Below are 20891 nucleotides of genomic sequence, written 5' to 3'. Positions count from 1 at the left end.
TTAAAGCTCCTCGAGGATCTTGGCAGAGGAGGACAGCCCCAGGCGGCTGGCGCCGGCCTCGATCATGGCGAGAGCATCCTCGGCGGTGCGGATGCCGCCGGAGGCCTTCACGCCCAGCTTGTTGCCTACGGTCTCGCGCATGAGCTTGACTGCGTGGGTGGAGGCACCGCCGGCGGGGTGGAAACCTGTGGAAGTCTTTACAAAGTCCGCCTGAGCGGCAGCGGCGGCCTGGCAGGCGAGGACAATGGAGGCATCGGAAAGCGCGGCAGACTCGATGATGACCTTGAGCACCTTGCCTGGGATGGCATCGCGCACGGCCTGGATTTCTGCCTGCAGCTCCTCGGCGCGGCCCTCGATGGCCAGCGGGATGTTGATGACCATGTCTACTTCCTCGGCGCCATCGGCAACCGCGCGGGCTGCCTCAGCAGCCTTGATTTCCGGCTTGACGGCGCCGGAAGGAAAGCCCACGACCGTGGCGACGTGGAGGGACTCTGGGGTCTCGAGCGGCAGGGCGGAAGGGGAGACGCACACGGCATAGGTGCCAAGCTCGGTGGCCTCTTCTGCCAAGGCGCGGAACTGCTCCGGGGTGGCCTCTGGCTTGAGCAGGGTGTGGTCGATATAGGAGGCAACGTCTGAGCGGGTGAGGTTCTGGGAAGTCATGATTTTCTCCTTTAGGAAACTGGGGCGGGTTCGTTTTTAGCCATCTTCAGATCCGAAATGATGTACAGCGCGGAACCGAAGAGAGCGATGACGGTGAGAATGAGCAGGGTGGTGGTGTAGCTGGTGGACTCCATCAGCTTGGCGGTGTACGCAATGCCCAGCGGGATGGCGATATTGATGGTGAGGTTATAAAAGCCGATGGCGATACCGGACTTGGCTGCGGTGATATTGCGCAGTGCAGTATTGACCAGTGGTGCGTACATCAGGGAAAAGCCGCTGGCAAAGGCAATAATGGTGATAACAAGCACAGCCACGTGAACCTGTGCAAACAGCGCGGCAATGAATAAGGAACCTGCAACCAAAGCAAAAGCGGTATAGATGGTGGCTCGAGACGAGAGCACCGTGCCGATCTTGCCGGACAAAATACCGACGAGCACGGCGCAGGCATAGCCAGGAATGAGCAACAACGAAGCACGGTCCAGGCTCATACCGTGCATGTCTTGGGCTGCATAGGGAAGCAGGAAGATAAAGCCCAGCTGGGTGGAATAGACAAAGAGCACCATGACGATGGTCCACACGTAGCGTCCATTGGTGAAGAATTCCGGGGTGACCACGGGGTTCTTTGCGTTCTTGATGTGCACGATGAACAGGACTAAGCCAATGGCTGCCAAGACGAGCCAGTACCAGGCGTAATCCTGCATAAACATGATGAGAGCGCTGGCGAAGACGGCGACAAAGAACAGGCCAAGTGCGTCCAGGTGGCCCTCCACGGCCTCATCTTCCGGCACATTTTTAATGATGGGCGGAATGGTGAGCAGGAGGATAAGGGGGATGAGGAACATCGCCGTCCAGGACACGTAGGTGGAGATGAACCCAGAGGTCAGCGCACCAATGAGCAGGCCGGCCTGGAAGGCAGCGGTGGAAAAGCCGAGGTAGGTCTTTTGATCATCCTCACTCAAGTGCTTGGTCACGTAGATGACATAGAGCGTCTCAGCGGCGGCCAAACCGGTGGTCTGAATCAAACGCCCAGTCAACACCATGGCCCACGAACCAGAGAAAATGAAAGCCAGGATGGAACCCACGGCCACAAACCCGATACCGGTAAGCATGAGCTTCCGAATAGAGATGGAGTCCGCCAAGGCGGCGTAGACGACGGCGCCGATACCAATGATGACGCCGGCCAGCGAGGCCTGCAGCGAAGCGGTTTTATCGGAGATCTCCAGCGCTTCCGCGATCGGCATGGTCATCGTCTTGAATCCATTGTCAATGATGAGGGAGAAGACGAAGACGAAAAGGAGGATAGGGACGGCCGCCTTGGGGTTAACCTGGGTGCGATCCCCCGGCATGGCCTTAACTTTTTTCAGCATGGAAGTTGTCCTTTGTGGGAAGAGGAGCTTAGTCGACTGCGTTAAGTGGCAAGGCGAGTTTCATCATGGTGTGGAATGCGCTCTGGCGGTCCTCGGCAGAAAGCTGGGTGCCGTTGACCACATTGTCTGAGACAGTGAATAGGCCCAAGGCGTCGACACCGGCCTCGGCGGCGGTGGCATAGAGTGCGGCGGATTCCATTTCCACACCAAGCACGCCCATGTGCGCCCAGCGGCCGTTGACGGTCTTATCCATGTGGTAGAACATGTCAGAACTTAGGATATTGCCCACGTGAATCGGGGTATCTTGGCGCTCGGCCTCATCTACCAGCGCCTTGAGTAGCTTCCAGGATGCGGTGGGGGCGTAGGTGCCCGGCAGGTCATACTGTGACAGGAAGTTGGAATCGGTAGAAGCAGAAGATGCCACGATGACATCGTGCAATTCGATGTCTTCTTGCATAGCACCGATGGAGCCGACGCGGATGAGCTTTTTCGCACCGAACTTATGGATCAATTCCCAGGAGTAGATACCGATAGAGGGAATTCCCATACCGGTGCCCATAACGGAGATGGGCTTGCCGTTGTAGGTGCCGGTAAAGCCCAGCATGTTGCGGATTTCATTGAATTGGACGACATCTTCCAAGAAGGTATCCGCGATGAATTTGGCGCGGAGGGGATCGCCGGGCAGCAAAACGGTCTCTGCGATGGGGGCGCCGTGCGGGTTGATGTGCGGGGTGGAAATCTCGGTCTGAGACATGGAGTACTCCTCAACGTGGACTGGTGGACTGTGTCACCAGTCAGTTTAGCCCCCGTGGCACCAATGTCAATGAAATAATTAACAAATGTGCATTAATGGTGAGGAAGGCGACTCTCTGTAGAGTTCACCAGTTTGTGCGCCGTGGTTTGATCCGTGACTAGGTGGGTGGCAAGGCCCATATCCAAGGCGACCTGTAGTGCCTCGGCCTTCTGGGCACCGCCGGCTACTAAGACGCGGGTGGGACGCGTTGCTAAATCGCTCAGGCTAATGCCAACGGTGCGCTCATCCACCGCCTGGCTGGCAACATCGCCATGGGTGGTGAAAAAGCGCGAGCATACATCTCCCACCGCATTGGTGAGCAATTCTTCCTCTTCGCTTTCGGTGAGGTATCCCAAGTTAAGCGCGAGCGATTCTTTCTTCATCGCGCCGACGGTAAATACCGCCACGCTTACTGATGCCCCCATCTGCAAAATCTTGGCAATATGCCTATCGCGGGAGACCCACTCTTTGGCCTCGACGGAATCGAAGATCACCGGGAGGGGAAGCAGGTGTGCCTCGGCATTAAAGGCCTGGGTAAATGCCTGCATAGTCTGCAGATCCTTGGTGGAGCGCTCCGAGTGAGAATGCCCGCCCTTGAGCTGGATGATGTCCACACCCTCCAGTGGCCGCTTGCGCAAATGGGAGGCCACCGCGGACATGGTTTCGCCCCAGGACAAGCCCACCGAGGTGTGATCGGTAATGAGCTCCTCCAATAGGGCGGCGCCAGCGCTGCCCAAATCCGCGAGCAGGGATCCGCCGGGAGGGGTGGCGGTGACGCGGGCATCGGCTAGCGAAAAGCGCTCGCAGAGCGCAGAAACCAGCTCATCGGACTGCTCGCGGGGATCGGTAATACTTACGGTGACAAAGCCGCGCTCGGCGGCATGAGTGAGCAATTTGGAGACCGTCGGCCTGGAAATCCCCAGGTGAGATGCCACCTCCGCCTGTGAAAACCCGGAGTTGTAGTAGAGCTTCGCGGCGTCGATAGAAAGACAGTCTTTATGATCCAGCATGCCTTTCATTCAAACACACCGGGTGGCGAGGACCAGCATCGAATAAGCCCCGGAAATTTCTTCACTTATGGGTGCTGACGTGGCGATTTGTGCAAAGTGGAGGTGTCAGGTTACATTATTGAAGTCCGCAACGGAGAGCACAACGAAATATTGATGTGCTTGATGCTGGGATGTGCCCCCTTAGCTCAGTCGGCAGAGCGTTTCCATGGTAAGGAAAAGGTCGACAGTTCGATTCTGTCAGGGGGCTCCATTCATGTCTGGAGGAAATATCTTCCTGCAGGATGAAGGTGTTCACCATGGCGGTGTAGCTCAGTGGTAGAGCAAGCGACTCATAATCGCTGTGTCGCGAGTTCAATTCTCGCCATCGCTACCGGGAAAGAAAAGCGCCATTACGGCGCTTTTTTACTACCGTGCCTATGGCCTTAGCGGTGTACTGGTTTCCGTGAGGAATTAGGTATCTGGTAAGGTCATCGGCGCGTGACGTTCTAGAGTCACGAAAAATAAAATAGGGGCGTGGCGCAATTGGTAGCGCAACGGTCTCCAAAACCGTAGGTTGCAGGTTCGAGTCCTGTCGCCCCTGCAAGGATCCCCGGCATCTGCTTTCCAGATGGCGGGGATATTTTTGTCACAGATGCGGCTCACCCGCCCTGGCATGCTTTCCTGCCCGTGCACCTTTTGCTAGGGTTGACAAAGTTATGTCTGGGCGGAGGTTCATGCCTAGAAAAAGATTTCACTTCCCAAGGAGGGTTAGCTGTGAGCGATGAGCAGCAGCCGAAGGACTCGGCGGCCCCGCGTCCTACCGGTAAGCGCCAGCTTTCTGGTGCGGCTTCCACGACCTCCACGGACTCGGCGAAGAAGAACGTGGTCCGCGTTGAGGATAAAAACAGCACCGAGAGCCCGGGTGGCGGCGTCGCCGCATTCCCCGGCGAGGTTGTCTCTGAAATGAAGAAGGTGGTCTGGCCCACCCGTGGAGAGATGCTGCAGTACACCCTCATCACGTTCGCCTTCTTGATCGTCATCACCGCGCTTGTTTGGGGCGTCGATACCCTGGCTGGCCTCGGAGTTGAGAAGATTCTGACTAATTAGCTAGAATGACCCCACAATCTTTTATCCCGCTGTTTCCGCACTCCGGAACGGCGGGATACTTTTTGCCCACACGCGCCGCGGGTAGGCTGGTTCTACAACACGCGCCGATGACATTTTGGAGTACCACTCATGAGCGACGAAAATAACGTCGAAAACCCAGGAACCTCCCTAGAGGAGGCCATGCAGTCCAACGTGCAGGAGCAGGCTGCAGAGCACGCCAGCGCAGTCGAGGACGCCCAAGAGGAGGCCGCAGCACCGGCTCAGGCTGACATCGCTGGCGCAGAAGACGCTGCGCTTGCCGATGCCCCCGCGGCGGAGGCCGAGTCCGCCGAAGAGAGCGCCGCCGAAACCGAGGAAGAAGCTGAGGACGCCGCTTACCGCAAGCGCCTGCGCGAATTCACCCGCGAGCTGAAGAAGCAGCCGGGCCAGTGGTACATCATCCAGTGCTACTCCGGCTACGAAAACAAGGTGCGCACAAACCTCGACATGCGTGCGCAGACCCTTGAGGTGGAAGACTCCATCTTCGAGGTCGTCGTCCCCATCGAGCAGATCATGGAAAACAAGGACGGCAAGAAGAAGATTGTAAAGCGCAAGCTGCTGCCGGGCTATGTTCTGGTACGTGCTGAGCTTAACGATGCCGCCTGGTCGGTCATCCGCGAAACCCCCGGCGTGACCTCCTTCGTGGGCAATGAAGGCAACGCGACGCCGGTGAAGACCCGCGACGTGGCTAAGTTCCTCATGCCGAATGAAGCTCCCGCCACCAAGGGCGAGGCCGCCCCGAACGAGCAAGAGGGCGAGCAGGTCGTTGAAATGCCGGAGAAGGAAGTGGCCAAGAAGTACGCCCACGACTTCGAGGTGGGCGAGGCCGTTACCATCCTGTCCGGCCCGCTGGCTGCCGTGTCCGCTACCATCTCCGAAATTGACCCGGAGACCGGCAAGATGCAGGGCCTAGTCTCCATCTTCGGCCGCGAAACCCCAGTGGAGTTGTCGCCGACGGAAATCGAGCGCATTTCTTAAAAAATGATTTTGTGCAGGGCGTACGGTGTTCTAGACTGGAACGCCGTGCGCCTTTTGCGTGCGCACACGTAAATCGTTTCATCCTCCGGTGGCCCACTGAGGTGAGCATCCGGACGGGCCGCGTTATTCATCGTGACGCAGGTTCGGTACCACAGGAAAGAGGTAATTCGATGGCTCCAAAGAAGAAGGTATCTGGCTTCATCAAGCTGCAGATCGAGGCTGGCGCCGCTAACCCGGCACCGCCAGTTGGCCCGGCACTGGGTGCCCACGGCGTCAACATCATGGAATTCTGCAAGGCTTATAACGCCGCTACCGAGAACCAGCGTGGCAACGTGGTTCCTGTTGAGATCACCGTCTACGAAGACCGCTCCTTCGACTTCAAGCTGAAGACCCCGCCGGCAGCCAAGCTGCTGCTGAAGGCCGCTGGCGTCCAGAAGGGTTCCGGTGTTCCGCACACCGATAAGGTCGGCACCGTCACCTGGGATCAGTGCAAGGAAATTGCACAGACCAAGTTCGAGGACCTCAACGCCCGCGACATCGAGGCCGGCGCACACATCATCGCTGGTACCGCCCGTTCCATGGGCCTTAACATCGATGGCGCACCGGAGAAGTAAAAACTTTATGTGGTAGGGCCAGCTTCGGCCCGCCAAATACCACGCCAATCCAGAAAAGGAATTGTTAAATGAGCACCAAGTCTAAGGCTTATAAGGCCGCTGCGGAACTTGTAGATAAGTCCCGCCTGTACCGTCCGATCGAGGCCGCAAAGCTGGCCAAGGAGACCTCCTCCAAGAACTTCGACGCCACCGTTGACGTCGTCTTCCGCTTGGGCGTTGACCCACGCAAGGCTGACCAGCTGGTGCGCGGCACCGTTTCCCTGCCTAACGGCACCGGTAAGGACGTTCGCGTCGCCGTTTTCGCAGAGGGCGAAAAGGCTACCGCAGCTCAGGAAGCTGGCGCTGACATCGTCGGCACCTCCGAGTTGATCGAGCAGATCAACGAGGGCAACCTGAACTTCGACGTTGCCATCGCTACCCCCGACCAGATGGCCAAGGTTGGCCGCGTCGCCCGCGTCTTGGGCCCACGTGGTCTGATGCCTAACCCGAAGACCGGTACCGTGACCAATGACGTTGCTAAGGCAATTAGCGAGGTTAAGGGCGGTAAGATCTCCTTCCGCGTGGACAAGGCTGCAAACCTGCACGCCATCCTTGGTAAGGCTTCCTTCGATGCTGAGAAGCTCGCTGAGAACTACGGCGCCCTCATGGATGAGATCCAGCGCCTGAAGCCCGCTTCCGCTAAGGGCATCTACATCAAGCGTGCCACCATCTCCACCACCTCCGGTCCAGGCATTCCTGTGGACGGCTCCGTGCAGAAGGGCTACACCGACTAAGACGGTGATAGCGCATAGCGCGTGAATGAAGACCCCGAGGATTTTCCTTGGGGTCTTTTGCATCGTTCAACAGGCCTTGCGGTGTGAACGAAAAGTCTAGGTATTGAGCGTTAGTCTGCGCCTTTGATCTCGGCGTAGGCATCTAGGGCCGCCTGTCGCGACTGCCTGAGATCCACGATGGGTGGGGCGGATAACGTGGGAGCTCAGCGGCGGATATAGGCGCCTTCGGGGTCGAAGCGCTGTGCCTGGGTTTCAGGGTTGAAGATGCGGAAGAAGGGCGCGGCATCATCGCCGCAGCCGGCCACCCATTGCCAGTTAAATGGGTTGGACGCGGCATCGGCATCCACCAGGGTGTCCCAAAACCATTCCTCGCCTAGGCGCCAATGGATTCCCAGGTTCTTGGTAAGAAACGAACCCACCACCATGCGCACGCGGTTGTGCATGTAGCCGGTGTGCCAGAGCTCGCGCATACCGGCATCGACAAGTGGGATGCCCGTCGTACCCTCCTGCCAATCCTTTAGCCGCGGGTCATCCCAGGATCAGTCGAAGCGGTTGAATTTTTTCCGCACGTTGCGGGTGGCCAGATCGGGCAGGTGGTAGAGCCGGTGCCAGGCAAAGTCGCGCCGCAGCAACTCGGACTGAAATTTCTCCGCGTCGGGCTCCTCGGCGGCGGCCACCCAAACTTCGCGTGGGGATACCTCGCCAAAGCGCAGGTGCGGCGATAGCAGAGAGGTGGCGTTGTGCGCGGGTATATCGCGTTCTCTGGCATAGTGAGTTAAGTCGAGCTGGGCTAGGCGTTCGCGCGCACCTGCCTCCCCTGGCGTCCAATACTGGGCGAGCGACGCAGCCCACTGCGGTTCAGCGGCGCTGGGATCGGGCCAGCTGCTGCTTGCCGATGCCCCCATCTCCCGCCGCGACAGCAATTCCGGCACGGGCAGCGGTTCGTCATCAGCGAGTTGGGACCGCGCGGCGGCCCCAAAGGGAGTAAAGACCTTATAAGGCTTGCCCTGGCCATTAGTTACCTCCCATGGCTCCACGAGGGTGAAACCGGGGTAGGAGGTGGCGTTAATTCCGGAATCTGCGAGCGCTGCTTTTACTGTGGCGTCGACTTCGCGCAGCGGGCCGTGGTAGCGGCGGGTCCAGGTGACGGTATCGGCGCCAACCTCGTGGGCGATACGGGGAATGACGGTGCGGGCATCGCCGGTAGCGCGCAGAAGCTTCACCCCACGGGAGGCAAGCTCCTGCGCTAGGGCATGGAGCGAACGCTCCCGCCACCAGTGAGTGGCGCCACCGAGCGGCCGGGTGCTGGGGTAGGCGGGCTCATCGAGGACAACGGCCACTAACTCTGGCTTTGAACCGTTTTTATCGGTGGCGGCCTCCGCGGCGCGGGTAAGGGCCTGGTTATCGGATAAGCGCAGGTCATCGCGAAACCACATGAGGGAAGTCATACTAGATAGCCTATGCGGCTGGGCAATTTGGGAATACGAGGAAAGCACGGTATTATCCCTTATGAAGTTTGAACGGCCTTGTGGCCGAGTCAAAGTTCACCGAAGACCGTTGGTTATCCATTAAGGATTGAAAGTTCTCCACCATGGAGGCGGCCCACGCAGGAGACACTTTGCGCATTCCGCGGCATTTCTCATGTCGCACGCCCTGTGCTCTTGCACGGGGCTTTTCTTTTTGGAAGGCCCCGGCGGAAAATAAAAGAGATGTTTTGGAAGGAGGCGAGAGACAATGGCAAACCCAAAGAACACTGCAGACTTGGCAGAGCTGAAGGAAAAGCTGGCCGATTCTAGCTCCGTCGTTTTGACTGAGTACCGCGGCCTGACCGTATCCCAGCTGCAGGAGCTGCGTAACAACCTGGGCTTTGACGTTGACTACTCCGTCGCCAAGAACACCCTCTTCAAGATCGCTGCCAACGAAGCTGGCATCGAAGGTCTTGATGATTTGCTGACTGGCCCGACCGCAATTGCGTTCATCAAGGGCGAGGCAGTGGATGCTGCGAAGGTCATCACCAAGTTTGCTGATGACAACAAGGCACTCGTCATCAAGGGTGGCTACATGGACGGCGACGCATTGTCTGCGGAGCAGGTTCAGGCCATCGCCAAGCTGGACAACCGCGAGACCACCCTCGCAAAGCTGGCTGGCGCTATGAAGGGTTCTATGGCGAAGGCAGCCGCTGTCTTCAACGCTCCTGCAACCAAGGCGGTTCGTACCGTTGTTGCTTTGCAGGACAAGAAGGAAGCAGAAGCTTAAGTCGTCACAACAGACGCACACATAAAACACCGTGTTTGCTACCTCATTACCGGGGAACAAGCACACAACACAGAAAGGACTTGCCATCATGGCTAAGCTCACCAAGGACGAGCTCATTGAAGCTTTCAAGGAAATGACCCTCATCGAACTGTCTGAGTTCGTTAAGGAATTCGAGGACGTCTTCGACGTTGAGGCTGCTGCACCGGTTGCCGCTGCTGCACCGGGCGCCCCGGCTGAGGGCGGCGCTTCCGCTGCTGAGGAGCAGACCGAGTTCGACGTCGTTCTGACCGACGCTGGCGCTAAGAAGATCGGCGTTATTAAGGCTGTCCGCGAGCTCGTCTCCGGCCTGGGCCTGAAGGAAGCTAAGGAAATGGTTGAGGGTGCACCTAAGGCCATCATCGAAGGCGCTTCCAAGGACGACGCTGAGGCTGCTAAGACCAAGCTGGAAGAGGCTGGCGCTTCCGTCGAGCTCAAGTAATTTTACTGAGCTTCACGCTTTCGAAGCCCCCACTCTTACCGCGCTATACGCGGTGGGAGATGGGGGTTTCTCCCGTTTTACGGGTTCCTTGGATTCAAGGGGGCGTTGCGACGACTCTAATAAGGGTGGTCTCAGCGGTAGACTCAAGTTTCAAAGTGTGACACTATAGGATTGTGGAATTTAGGAGAGATAGCTTAGAGCTGTTTCACATTAATGGTAAATCGCCCAAGTACGTACCTCCTGAATTACGGAAAGTATTACGCCGGAAGTTGATCATGATTGATCGATCTGCGACAGTTTCTGATTTAAGAGTTCCACCAGCGAATCACCTGGAAAAGCTCAGAGGTCAGTTCGAAGGCTTTTATTCGATTCGAGTGAATGCACAGTGGAGGATAATTTTCCGGTGGACAGAGAAGGGAGCTATCGATGTTGACTTCATCGATTACCACTAATGACTCAGAAGGAGCACTGGATACAGTCCCTGTGCCGCACCCAGGAGAGGTATTAAGCGAAGAGTTTTTGGCGCCTTTAGGCATTACTCAATATCGCTTGGCGCAGGACGTTTTCAGCAGCAAATCCCAGATTTCGAAGCTTGTCCGAGGGCGAATCGGATTGAGCGCGGATATGGCTTTGCGTCTTTCGGCGTATTTTGGCAATTCCGCCGAATTCTGGTTGGGATTGCAAGAAGAATATGACCTTTGGTGTGCTCGGTGCACGACGGATACGAGCGGCATTATCGCGTGGGATAAGCACACGGCGGAGGAATCTTAGGCTTAGTCCGCTCGAGCCCGCCTTTAGAAACTAGGATTCGAGGGCTAGCGCTGTAGAATTAGCCCCCATGCTGCCCAAGTCCCGCATCTTTTCCGTCCTTTTACTAGGTCTCGGTGTAGCGCTGGTGGCCGCCGGAATAGCGGCGCCGGCGTTTTTGAATTTCTCGCCGCGGTTGCCGTTGGAACTCAAAAACACCACGTGGACCCTTAAGGATGACTCCGCTGATTCCAAAGTGGTTAATAAAGATGGAACGTCGCCGTATTCCGGGCCGATGACCTACCAGATTAATGCGGGCATCCAAGAGCCTTCGGATGAAGATACTGCGACGCTGCGCATAGGGGAGACGCGCCTGCGCGGCGATGGCCAAGGGTTCGACGATTTAAGCCAAGCGCAGGTCTGGACCTATCCCATTGACCGCCTGAGCGGTGAGGCAGAGGCAGAAGCTAGCCTCAGTCACACCTTGGCCAGCCCCGAAGAGAAGGTTGCTATCGATGGCTACTGGCTGAAATTCCCGGCGGATGCGGAGAAAACGAATTACCCGGTCTTTGACCCCACCCTACGTAAGGCGGTGGACGCGGTCTTTGAAGAAGAGACCGAAGTAGAAGGCCGCACAGTGTATCGGTATCACCAGGAAATCGAGCCGACGAACGTAGCGCAGCTTTATGCGGCCGATGGCAATACCACCTCCTTTCCCAAGGAAGATGGGGGCCAGGAACCTGGTTATTTGATGCATTCGGGCAGCCGGGACTTTTATGTTGACCAAGCCACGGGCCTGGTGGTGGGCATGGATATGGATATCGATGATTACTATGCGGACCGCGAGGGGGTAGAGCGCGAGCGGGCCTTCGTCTTTAATGGTGCTACCTCAGAGGAAAGCCGCGCAGCTCTCATCGCGGAAGCGAAATCGTTCCCACGCAACCACGTCGCGGAGATCGCGCGCTGGGCGGCCCTGGGCATCGGGATCGTGCTCACCTTTATCGGAGTCATTGGGGCGCTTGGAATATGGGACCGCAAAAACAAGCATGTTCGCCGGCGAGGCAAGAAGGACAAAGCCAAAGTCAATAGCGAAAGTGCCAGCTAAAAGCCTTAAGCGCGGTTCGGGTTGCGGTGGAATGACTTTTTAGTGGTACGGTGCTTGTGGTTGCCCCGATAGATGCGGCGCAACATTATTGCCGCGTTGGCGCAGCGGCGAGCGAGAGCTTGCCCCCGAACGCGGAATGAAAAAGCCTTAAGAGTGGTGTGTCTTTACATACCTGAGTTTTTCCTATACACTAATTCGTTGCGCTGGAATCTGGATCTTCGGTGCACATTTAGCCTTTCGGGTTGGTGATGGCAAAACCGACTTGACAAGGTGATTTTGTGCATTCTGAACCCAGACACTCCACAGCAGACCGAATGCTAAAATTACCAGCGGTTTTGCTGCTCGTCGGCCAGGGCGAGTAGCAATCCGCGTGAGGTGCTGGAAGGACCCATCTTGGCAGTCTCCCGCCAGACCAAGTCAGTGGCCAATATCCCCGGAGCCCCGAAGCGATACTCGTTTGCGAAAATTAGCGAGCCTATCGCCCTGCCGGGCCTCCTTGACGTACAACTCGATTCCTTTGCTTGGCTCGTCGGCTCGCCGGAATGGCGCGAGCGTGAGCAGGCTGAGCGCGGCGATGACGCACGCGTGACGAGTGGCCTTGAGGATATCCTCGAAGAGCTCTCGCCGATTCAGGACTACTCGGGCAATATGTCCCTGTCCTTGTCGGAGCCACGCTTCGAGCCGGTGAAAAACACCGTCGATGAGTGTAAAGAAAAGGACATCAATTACTCCGCGCCGCTGTACGTGACCGCAGAGTTTATTAATAACGACACCCAAGAGATTAAGTCGCAGACCGTCTTCATCGGCGACTTCCCGATCATGACGGATATGGGTACCTTCATCGTGAACGGTACCGAGCGCGTCATCGTCTCCCAGCTGGTGCGTTCCCCGGGCGTGTATTTCGATCGTTCCATCGATAAGTCCACCGAACGCCCGCTGCACTCCGTGAAGATTATTCCTTCCCGCGGTGCTTGGCTGGAGTTTGACGTGGACAAGCGCGATACCGTCGGCGTGCGCATTGACCGCAAGCGCCGCCAGCCGGTGACCGTCCTGTTGAAGGCGCTGGGTTGGACCGAGGAGCAGATCAGGGAGCGCTTCAGCTTCTCTGAGCTCATGATGTCCACCCTGGAATCTGACGGCGTTTCCAATACCGATGAAGCGCTGCTGGAGATCTACCGCAAGCAGCGCCCGGGCGAGCAGCCTACCCGTGAGCTGGCGCAGTCCTTGTTGGATAACTCCTTCTTCCGCGCTAAGCGCTATGACCTCGCCAAGGTTGGCCGCTACAAGGCCAACCGCAAGCTGGGCCTTGGCGGCGACCACGACGGTCTGATGACCCTGACTGAAGAAGACATCGCCGTCACCTTGGAGTACCTGGTACGCCTGCACGTTGGCGAGCGTGAGATGAAGGCGCCAAACGGCGAGATGATCTCACTGAACACCGACGATATCGACCACTTTGGTAACCGTCGTCTGCGCACCGTGGGTGAGCTCATCCAGAACCAGGTCCGCGTGGGCCTGTCCCGCATGGAGCGCGTCGTGCGCGAGCGCATGACCACCCAGGACGCCGAGTCCATTACGCCGACGTCCCTGATTAACGTGCGTCCGGTCTCTGCTGCCATCCGCGAGTTCTTTGGTACCTCGCAGCTCTCGCAGTTCATGGACCACAACAACTCCCTGTCCGGCCTGACCCACAAGCGCCGCCTGTCTGCGCTGGGCCCAGGCGGTCTGTCCCGTGAGCGCGCCGGCATTGAGGTGCGAGACGTGCACGCTTCGCACTACGGCCGCATGTGCCCGATTGAGACCCCTGAGGGTCCGAACATTGGCCTGATTGGTGCGCTGGCGTCCTACGCCCGCGTGAACTCCTTCGGCTTCATCGAGACCCCGTATCGCAAGGTCGTTGACGGCAAGGTTACGGATCAGGTTGAGTACCTCACCGCTGATGAGGAGGATCGCTTCGCTATTGCTCAGGCCGAGGTGGAGCAGGACGAGGAAGGCCGTCTGATCGGTGAGCGCATCGAGGTCCGTTTGAAGGAGGGTGACATCGGAGTGACCGATGCCTCCGGTGTGGACTACGTTGACGTTTCCCCGCGCCAGATGGTCTCCGTTGGTACCGCCATGATTCCGTTCTTGGAGCATGACGATGCTAACCGTGCCTTGATGGGTGCGAACATGCAGAAGCAGGCGGTTCCGCTGGTTCGTTCCGAGGCCCCACTGGTGGGTACCGGTATGGAGCAGCGCGCTGCTTATGACGCTGGCGACGTCGTCATCACGCCAAAGGCCGGTGTGGTGGAAAACGTCACCGCTGATGTCATCACCATCATGGACGATGAGGGCCAGCGCGATACCTACATCCTGCGCAAGTTCGAGCGCACTAACCAGGGCACCAACTACAACCAGACCCCGCTGGTGTCCATGGGTCAGCGCGTAGAGGCCGGCCAGGTTTTGGCCGATGGCCCGGGTACCCACAACGGCGAGATGTCGCTTGGCCGCAACCTGCTGGTTGCGTTCATGCCGTGGGAAGGCCACAACTACGAGGACGCCATCATCCTCAACCAGCGCATCGTGGAAGAGGACATCCTGACATCCGTCCACATCGAGGAGCACGAGATCGATGCTCGTGACACCAAGCTGGGCGCCGAGGAAATCACCCGCGAGATTCCAAACGTCTCCGAGGACGTCTTGAGCGACCTCGACGAGCGCGGCATCATCCGCATCGGTGCTGACGTCCGTGCCGGCGATATCCTGGTGGGTAAGGTCACCCCGAAGGGTGAGACCGAGCTGACTCCGGAAGAGCGCCTGTTGCGCGCCATCTTCGGTGAGAAGGCCCGCGAGGTTCGCGATACCTCCATGAAGGTTCCGCACGGTGAGGTGGGCAAGGTCATTGGCGTTGCTCGCTTCTCCCGCGATGATGATGACGACTTGGCACCTGGCGTCAACGAGATGATCCGCGTCTATGTTGCGCAAAAGCGCAAGATCCAGGACGGCGATAAGATGGCCGGCCGCCACGGCAACAAGGGTGTTGTGGGCAAGATTTTGCCGCCAGAGGATATGCCGTTCATGGAGGACGGCACCCCGGTGGACATCCTGCTGAACACCCACGGTGTGCCGCGCCGTATGAACATCGGCCAGGTGCTTGAGCTGCACTTGGGTTGGTTGGCTCACGCCGGCTGGAAGGTCGATACCGAGGATCCGGCTAACGCTGAGCTCCTCAAGACCTTGCCGGAAGAGCTTTACGATGTCCCAGGGGACTCCCTGACCGCCACCCCGGTCTTCGATGGTGCTACCAACCACGAGATCGAGCGCCTGTTGGCATCGTCCCGCCCGAACCGCGACGGCGACGTCTTGGTCAACGAGCACGGTAAGGCCACGCTTTTCGATGGCCGCTCGGGCGAGCCGTACAAGTACCCCATCTCTGTGGGCTACATGTACATGCTCAAGCTGCACCACTTGGTGGATGAGAAGATTCACGCTCGTTCCACTGGTCCTTACTCCATGATTACCCAGCAGCCACTGGGTGGTAAGGCTCAGTTCGGTGGCCAGCGCTTCGGCGAGATGGAGGTGTGGGCAATGCAGGCTTATGGTGCTGCTTACACCCTGCAGGAGCTGCTGACCATCAAGTCCGATGACGTGGTAGGCCGCGTGAAGGTCTACGAGGCCATCGTGAAGGGCGACAACATTCCAGATCCGGGCATCCCTGAGTCCTTCAAGGTGTTGCTCAAGGAGCTGCAGTCCCTGTGCCTGAACGTGGAAGTTCTTTCCACCGACGGCACCCCGATGGAGCTGTCTGGCTCTGATGACGATGACATGGATAGCCCATCGCTTGGCATTAACTTGTCCCGCGATGAGGGTTCTTCCGCTGACATCGCCTAAATAGATTCTCGGTCCACCGCGGAATGCACGGTTTCGGTGTTTATCACCGGGGCCGCCGCGAGCGGGCAATAAAGATTAATTCATTAAAAGCCATCAATTCCTCATAAAACGAGGATGAAAGGGAGACATTACGTGTTTGACGTAAATCTCTTCGACGAGCTCCGCATCGGTCTGGCCACTGCTGACGATATCCGTCGCTGGTCTAAGGGCGAGGTTAAAAAGCCCGAGACCATTAACTACCGCACGCTGAAGCCGGAAAAGGACGGCCTGTTCTGCGAGCGCATTTTCGGACCCACCCGTGACTGGGAGTGTGCTTGCGGTAAGTACAAGCGCGTCCGTTACAAGGGCATCATCTGTGAGCGCTGCGGCGTTGAGGTCACCAAGTCCAAGGTGCGCCGTGAGCGCATGGGCCACATCGAGCTGGCTGCTCCGGTAACCCACATCTGGTACTTCAAGGGCGTTCCTTCCCGCTTGGGCTATCTGCTGGACCTGGCTCCGAAGGACCTTGAGCGCATCATCTACTTCGCTGCCAACATCATCACCTCCGTTGATGAAGAGGCTCGCCACAACGATCAGTCCACCCTGGAAGCGGAAATGCTGCTGGAGAAGAAGGACGTTGAGGACGATACCGAGTCCGAGATCGCAGAGCGCGCTTCCAAGCTCGAGTCCGACCTGGCTGAGCTGGAGGCAGCCGGTGCGCGTGCCGATGCCCGCAAGAAGGTACAAAACGCTGCCGATAAGGAAATGCAGCACATCCGCGAGCGCGGCGAGCGCGAAGTCGCACGCCTGGATGAAATCTGGACCACCTTCCTGAAGCTTGCTCCGAAGCAGATGGTCATCGATGAGACCATCTACGAAGAGCTGGTTGACCGCTACGAGGATTACTTCACCGGCGGCATGGGTGCAGAAGCCATCCAGACCTTGGTACGCAACTTCGACCTCGAGGCAGAGGCCGAGGAGCTGCGTGAGATCATCAACAACGGCAAGGGCCAGAAGAAGATGCGCGCGCTTAAGCGCCTCAAGGTTGTTGCCGCATTCCTCAACTCCGGCAATGACCCGGCAGGCATGGTGCTGGACGCTATTCCGGTTATCCCGCCTGAGCTGCGCCCGATGGTGCAACTGGACGGTGGCCGCTTCGCCACCTCGGACCTGAATGACCTGTACCGCCGCGTTATCAACCGCAATAACCGCCTGAAGCGCATGATCGACTTGGGTGCACCAGAGATCATCGTGAATAACGAGAAGCGCATGCTGCAGGAGTCTGTGGACGCGCTCTTCGATAACGGCCGTCGTGGCCGTCCGGTTACCGGCCCGGGCAACCGCCCGTTGAAGTCTCTGTCTGACTTGCTGAAGGGTAAGCAGGGTCGTTTCCGCCAGAACCTGCTGGGTAAGCGCGTGGACTACTCCGGTCGTTCCGTTATTATCGTCGGCCCCCAGCTCAAGCTGCACGAGTGTGGTCTGCCGAAGCTCATGGCACTCGAGCTGTTCAAGCCCTTCGTTATGAAGCGCTTGGTCGAAAACGACTACGCCCAGAACATCAAGTCTGCAAAGCGCATGGTGGAGCGCCAGCGCCCAGAGGTGTGGGACGTGCTGGAGCAGGCCATTTCTGAGCACCCTGTGATGCTCAACCGTGCACCTACGCTGCACCGCCTGGGTATTCAGGCTTTCGAGCCGAAGCTGGTTGAGGGTAAGGCTATTCAGCTGCACCCGCTGGCCTGTGAGGCCTTCAACGCCGACTTCGACGGTGACCAGATGGCAGTTCACCTGCCGCTATCCGCAGAAGCACAGGCAGAGGCTCGCGTGCTGATGCTGGCTTCCAACAACATTCTGTCCCCGGCATCCGGTAAGCCGCTGGCTATGCCGCGTCTGGACATGGTGACCGGCCTGTACTACCTCACCATGGACAAGGCAGAGGACGAGATCGGCGGCAACGGTCGCTACCGCGAGGCTGGCGAGGATTACCCGGCTACTGGCGTGTACTCCTCCTACGCCGAGGCCCTAATGGCCTACGACCGTGGCACGGTTGGTCTTCAGGCACCGATCAAGGTCCGCATCGATCACCTGCGCCCGCCAGAGGACATCGAGGCAGAGCTCTTCCCCGATGGCTGGTCCAAGGGCCAGGCATGGTTGGGCTACACCACCATCGGCCGCATCATGTTCAACGAGCTGCTGCCGTGGAACTACCCGTACCTTGAGGGCATCATGGTCCGCAAGGGCGGCGGCACCGACGGCAAGGTGCTCATTGGTGACGTGGTCAATGACTTGGCCACCAAGTACCCAATGATCACCGTGGCCCAGGTTCTGGACAACATGAAGGACGCTGGCTTCTACTGGGCAACCCGTTCCGGTGTGACCATTACGATGTCTGACGTGCTGGTGCTGCCGAATAAGACCGAGATCCTCGAGTCTTATGAGAAGGAAGCAGAGCGCATCGAGCGTAAGTACTGGGAGCAGGGTGCTCTCACGGAGCGCGAGCGTTATGACCGCCTGGTTGAGCTGTGGAAGGATGCTACCGACACCGTTGGTGAGGCCGTCGAGAGCATCTACCCGGATTACAACCCAATTCCGATGATTGTGAAGTCGGGTGCTGCCGGTAACATGCGTCAGATCTGGACGCTGGCCGGTATGAAGGGCATGGTTGTGAACTCGCACGGTGATTACATCACCCGTCCGATTAAGACCTCCTTCCGCGAAGGCCTGTCCGTGCTGGAGTACTTCAACAACTCCCACGGTTCCCGCAAGGGTCTGGCCGATACCGCGCTGCGTACCGCTGACTCTGGCTACCTCACCCGTCGTCTGGTGGACGTCGCTCAGGACGTCATCGTCCGCGAAGAGGACTGTGGCACCCGCCAGGGCGTGCGCGTTCCTATCGGCGAGGTATCAGGCGACAAGGTCGTCCTCTCCGAGCTGTGGGAGACCTCCGCTTCCGGTCGCGTGCTTGCCACCGACGTCAAGGACGAGAACGGCGAAGTCGTCGCAGAGGCTGGTGCAGACTTGACCGAGGAGCTTACGCAGAAGCTTCTCGATGCCAAGGTCACCGACGTCAAGGTTCGCTCCGTGCTGACCTGCCAGACCCCGGCTGGTGTCTGTGCTAAGTGCTACGGCAAGTCCATGGCATCTGGTCAATTGGTCGACATCGGCGAGGCCGTCGGCATCGTGGCTGCACAGTCCATTGGTGAACCTGGTACCCAGCTGACCATGCGTACCTTCCACCAGGGTGGTGTCGGTGGCGACATTACCGGTGGCCTGCCGCGTGTTCAGGAGCTCTTCGAGGCCCGTAACCCGAAGAACCGCGCACCGATTGCCGCCGTGGACGGCACCGTGTCCCTGTCCGATGAGGGTAACTTCTGGACCATGACCATCACCCCGGATGACGGCTCTGATGACGTGGTTTACGAGAAGCTGTCCAAGCGCCAGGGCCTGGCCCAGGTGCGTCGCCCGATGGAGTCCAACCCGGATGCGATGATCGAGCGTTCCTTGCGGGACGGCGACCACGTTGAGACCGGTGACCGGTTGATGCGTGGTGCGGCTGACCCGCACGACGTGCTCGAGGTCCTGGGCCGTCGCGGCGTGGAGCAGCACCTCATCAACGAGGTGCAGGCCGTGTACCGCACCCAGGGTGTGGCCATCCACGACAAGCACATTGAGATCATCATCCGCCAGATGCTGCGCCGCGGTACCGTCATCGACGCCGGTACCACGGAGCTGCTGCCGGGTAACCTGATCGACCTTTCTGAGGCCAAGCAGATGAACGCTGCACAGGTCGCAGAAGGCGGCGAGCCGGCACAGCTGCGCTCGGAAATTATGGGTATTACCAAGGCCTCCTTGGCTACCGAGTCCTGGCTGTCCGCAGCTTCGTTCCAGGAGACCACGCGTGTGCTTACCGATGCCGCTATTAACAAGCGCTCCGATAAGCTCATCGGTCTCAAGGAGAACGTCATCATCGGTAAGCTGATCCCGGCCGGTACCGGTATCTCGCGCTACCGCAATATCTCCGTCAAGCCGACCGAGGCTGCGCGCAACGCCGCATACTCGATTCCGACTTACGGCGATTCCATCTACGGCGATGATGGCTTCGGTGAATTCACCGGCGCTTCCGTCCCGCTAGATGAGGACTTCACCTTCTAAGTCCTAGAGCGCGTGTGCCCCGCGGTACCGCGTCCAGTCAGAGCCCCCGCTTCCGTGCGTAACGGTAAGCGGGGGCTCGTGTCGTTGAGGTTCGTTGTCGCGGTTGCGTATGCCAATTCGGCCGCGGAATCGATTGCGGGGACTGGTATATGTGCCTGCTAGTATGAGTAAAGCCTGTGGCCCAGATAAGTAAAATATGGGCCTTGGACTACTTGATTTACACCATTACACGGGAGCTTTCAGAATCTGTGGGCCCGCGGGCGCACAAGCCGCACAGGCACAGAAATGAAGGCTGAGATACTGCGATATAACGCGGTGAACCGTTGAACCTGATCCGGGTAATTCCGGCGAGAGGGAGAAAACAATGACTGCTAATACTGCTGGGGCCGCAACACCAAAGCGCAACTTGGACTGGCGCGTGGTGGATATTGTGGTGGCATCCGTCTTGGGTGTTGCCTGTGGTTTCGTATTCTTGGGCTGGAATGCCGTGGGCTATGCCTGGTACGAGGCCATGGATGCGCTCACGCCGGGGCTTGGTGGCTTGGCCACCGGTATCTGGCTGCTTGGTGGCATTCTGGGTGGATTGGTCATCCGCAAGCCGGGTGCAGCGGTGTACGTGGAGGTTCTCGCCGCTACCGTGTCTGCCGTCTTGGGTTCGCAGTGGGGCATTAGCACCCTGTACTCGGGCCTGGCGCAGGGTATTGGTGTGGAAATCATCCTCGCTATCTTCATGTACCGCCAGTTCAACCTTGGCGTTACCATCCTGGCCGGTATGGCAGCAGGCTGGGGTGCCTTCGTCCTAGAGCTGTTTACCTCCGGTAACCTCGCGAAGTCCTTCGAGTTCAATGTGATCTACTTGGTCACGTTGACCATTTCCGGTGCCATCTTGGCCGGCGCCCTGGGCTTTTACCTGGTGAAGGCATTGGCTAAGACCGGTGCCCTTGACCGCTTTGCAGTAGGCCGCGAACAGCGCGCTTAGGGCTTAGA

General features: G+C 58.4%; 16 protein-coding genes, 3 tRNA genes and 1 pseudogene. 15 read left to right on the top strand and 5 right to left on the bottom strand.

What is annotated here, in order from left to right:
* The 4 genes from deoC to ABRP64_RS03890 all read right to left on the bottom strand — a co-directional run bounded on the left by deoC (nt 1) and on the right by ABRP64_RS03890 (nt 3830).
* Nucleotides 1-660, bottom strand: a complete 660-nt coding sequence (gene deoC, locus ABRP64_RS03905; protein ID WP_284819192.1) for a deoxyribose-phosphate aldolase — start codon at nt 658-660, stop codon at nt 1-3.
* An 11-nt stretch (nt 661-671) separates the two neighbouring features.
* A complete protein-coding gene (locus tag ABRP64_RS03900) occupies nt 672-2027 on the bottom strand; it encodes an MFS transporter (protein WP_284819194.1) in 1356 nt (451 codons plus the stop codon).
* A gap of 28 nt (nt 2028-2055) precedes the next feature.
* Complete coding sequence (gene deoD, locus ABRP64_RS03895; RefSeq protein WP_349865476.1) at nt 2056-2781, bottom strand: purine-nucleoside phosphorylase; 726 nt, start codon at nt 2779-2781, stop codon at nt 2056-2058.
* A gap of 92 nt (nt 2782-2873) precedes the next feature.
* Nucleotides 2874-3830, bottom strand: a complete 957-nt coding sequence (locus tag ABRP64_RS03890; RefSeq protein ID WP_349865474.1) for a sugar-binding transcriptional regulator — start codon at nt 3828-3830, stop codon at nt 2874-2876.
* Nucleotides 3831-4004: 174 nt separating this feature from the next.
* Here ABRP64_RS03890 and ABRP64_RS03885 point away from each other — a divergent pair.
* The 7 genes from ABRP64_RS03885 (at nt 4005) to rplA (ending at nt 7320) form a co-directional block, all read left to right on the top strand.
* A tRNA-Thr gene (locus ABRP64_RS03885) sits at nt 4005-4080 on the top strand.
* Nucleotides 4081-4128: 48 nt separating this feature from the next.
* Nucleotides 4129-4200 (top strand) — tRNA-Met (locus ABRP64_RS03880).
* Between the two features lie 137 nt (nt 4201-4337).
* A tRNA-Trp gene (locus ABRP64_RS03875) sits at nt 4338-4410 on the top strand.
* 173 nt (nt 4411-4583) lie between these two features.
* Entirely contained in the window at nt 4584-4916 is a 333-nt protein-coding gene (gene secE, locus ABRP64_RS03870; RefSeq protein ID WP_284770896.1) for a preprotein translocase subunit SecE, read from the top strand.
* A 129-nt stretch (nt 4917-5045) separates the two neighbouring features.
* The gene (gene nusG / locus ABRP64_RS03865) at nt 5046-5933 is read left to right on the top strand and encodes a transcription termination/antitermination protein NusG (RefSeq protein WP_284770897.1); all 888 of its coding nucleotides are present in this window, start codon (nt 5046-5048) and stop codon (nt 5931-5933) included.
* Between the two features lie 170 nt (nt 5934-6103).
* On the top strand, nt 6104-6547 hold the full coding sequence (rplK, locus tag ABRP64_RS03860; protein WP_023016714.1) for a 50S ribosomal protein L11: 444 nt from the start codon (nt 6104-6106) through the stop codon (nt 6545-6547).
* A 68-nt stretch (nt 6548-6615) separates the two neighbouring features.
* Nucleotides 6616-7320 carry a 50S ribosomal protein L1 gene (rplA, locus tag ABRP64_RS03855; protein WP_284770898.1) on the top strand — a complete coding sequence of 235 codons (705 nt, stop codon included), beginning with the start codon at nt 6616-6618 and terminating at the stop codon, nt 7318-7320.
* A 110-nt stretch (nt 7321-7430) separates the two neighbouring features.
* Here the strand turns inward: rplA and ABRP64_RS03850 are convergent.
* Nucleotides 7431-8768: pseudogene (locus ABRP64_RS03850) on the bottom strand (cryptochrome/photolyase family protein).
* Nucleotides 8769-9054: 286 nt separating this feature from the next.
* On the opposite strand from ABRP64_RS03850, the gene rplJ reads away from it, so the two are divergent.
* The 8 genes from rplJ (at nt 9055) to ABRP64_RS03810 (ending at nt 20883) form a co-directional block, all read left to right on the top strand.
* The gene (gene rplJ / locus ABRP64_RS03845; protein WP_023025159.1) at nt 9055-9576 is read left to right on the top strand and encodes a 50S ribosomal protein L10; all 522 of its coding nucleotides are present in this window, start codon (nt 9055-9057) and stop codon (nt 9574-9576) included.
* An 88-nt stretch (nt 9577-9664) separates the two neighbouring features.
* On the top strand, nt 9665-10054 hold the full coding sequence (rplL, locus tag ABRP64_RS03840) for a 50S ribosomal protein L7/L12 (RefSeq protein WP_005276856.1): 390 nt from the start codon (nt 9665-9667) through the stop codon (nt 10052-10054).
* Between the two features lie 173 nt (nt 10055-10227).
* Nucleotides 10228-10506 carry a type II toxin-antitoxin system RelE/ParE family toxin gene (locus tag ABRP64_RS03835; protein ID WP_284642670.1) on the top strand — a complete coding sequence of 93 codons (279 nt, stop codon included), beginning with the start codon at nt 10228-10230 and terminating at the stop codon, nt 10504-10506.
* The gene (locus ABRP64_RS03830) at nt 10481-10825 is read left to right on the top strand and encodes a HigA family addiction module antitoxin (RefSeq protein WP_349858651.1); all 345 of its coding nucleotides are present in this window, start codon (nt 10481-10483) and stop codon (nt 10823-10825) included. Before ABRP64_RS03835 ends, ABRP64_RS03830 begins: the two co-directional genes overlap by 26 nt.
* Nucleotides 10826-10892: 67 nt before the next feature.
* Nucleotides 10893-11906, top strand: coding sequence for a cell envelope lipid trafficking protein PgfA (pgfA, locus tag ABRP64_RS03825; RefSeq protein WP_349865471.1), 1014 nt, complete (start codon nt 10893-10895; stop codon nt 11904-11906).
* Nucleotides 11907-12281: 375 nt separating this feature from the next.
* Nucleotides 12282-15776, top strand: a complete 3495-nt coding sequence (gene rpoB, locus ABRP64_RS03820) for a DNA-directed RNA polymerase subunit beta (RefSeq protein WP_349865470.1) — start codon at nt 12282-12284, stop codon at nt 15774-15776.
* A gap of 132 nt (nt 15777-15908) precedes the next feature.
* Entirely contained in the window at nt 15909-19904 is a 3996-nt protein-coding gene (locus tag ABRP64_RS03815; protein ID WP_349865469.1) for a DNA-directed RNA polymerase subunit beta', read from the top strand.
* A 364-nt stretch (nt 19905-20268) separates the two neighbouring features.
* Nucleotides 20269-20883, top strand: coding sequence for an ECF transporter S component (locus ABRP64_RS03810; RefSeq protein WP_284770904.1), 615 nt, complete (start codon nt 20269-20271; stop codon nt 20881-20883).
* The last annotated feature ends 8 nt before the right edge of the window (nt 20884-20891 follow it).

Source organism: Corynebacterium sp. KPL4015, assembly GCF_040225725.1.
In the GTDB taxonomy this organism is placed as follows: domain Bacteria; phylum Actinomycetota; class Actinomycetes; order Mycobacteriales; family Mycobacteriaceae; genus Corynebacterium; species Corynebacterium rhinophilum.
This window is presented reverse-complemented; position numbering and strand designations above follow the sequence as displayed.

Coding starts and splice junctions, on each gene's coding strand:
- pgfA (WP_349865471.1), top strand. CDS start 10,893: ATGCTGCCCAAGTCCCGCATCTTTTCCGTCCTTTTACTAGGTCTCGGT.
- rplA (WP_284770898.1), top strand. CDS start 6,616: ATGAGCACCAAGTCTAAGGCTTATAAGGCCGCTGCGGAACTTGTAGAT.
- ABRP64_RS03900 (WP_284819194.1), bottom strand. CDS start 2,027: ATGCTGAAAAAAGTTAAGGCCATGCCGGGGGATCGCACCCAGGTTAAC.
- ABRP64_RS03810 (WP_284770904.1), top strand. CDS start 20,269: ATGACTGCTAATACTGCTGGGGCCGCAACACCAAAGCGCAACTTGGAC.
- deoD (WP_349865476.1), bottom strand. CDS start 2,781: ATGTCTCAGACCGAGATTTCCACCCCGCACATCAACCCGCACGGCGCC.
- ABRP64_RS03890 (WP_349865474.1), bottom strand. CDS start 3,830: ATGCTGGATCATAAAGACTGTCTTTCTATCGACGCCGCGAAGCTCTAC.
- rplJ (WP_023025159.1), top strand. CDS start 9,055: ATGGCAAACCCAAAGAACACTGCAGACTTGGCAGAGCTGAAGGAAAAG.
- deoC (WP_284819192.1), bottom strand. CDS start 660: ATGACTTCCCAGAACCTCACCCGCTCAGACGTTGCCTCCTATATCGAC.
- rplK (WP_023016714.1), top strand. CDS start 6,104: ATGGCTCCAAAGAAGAAGGTATCTGGCTTCATCAAGCTGCAGATCGAG.
- ABRP64_RS03830 (WP_349858651.1), top strand. CDS start 10,481: ATGTTGACTTCATCGATTACCACTAATGACTCAGAAGGAGCACTGGAT.
- rplL (WP_005276856.1), top strand. CDS start 9,665: ATGGCTAAGCTCACCAAGGACGAGCTCATTGAAGCTTTCAAGGAAATG.
- nusG (WP_284770897.1), top strand. CDS start 5,046: ATGAGCGACGAAAATAACGTCGAAAACCCAGGAACCTCCCTAGAGGAG.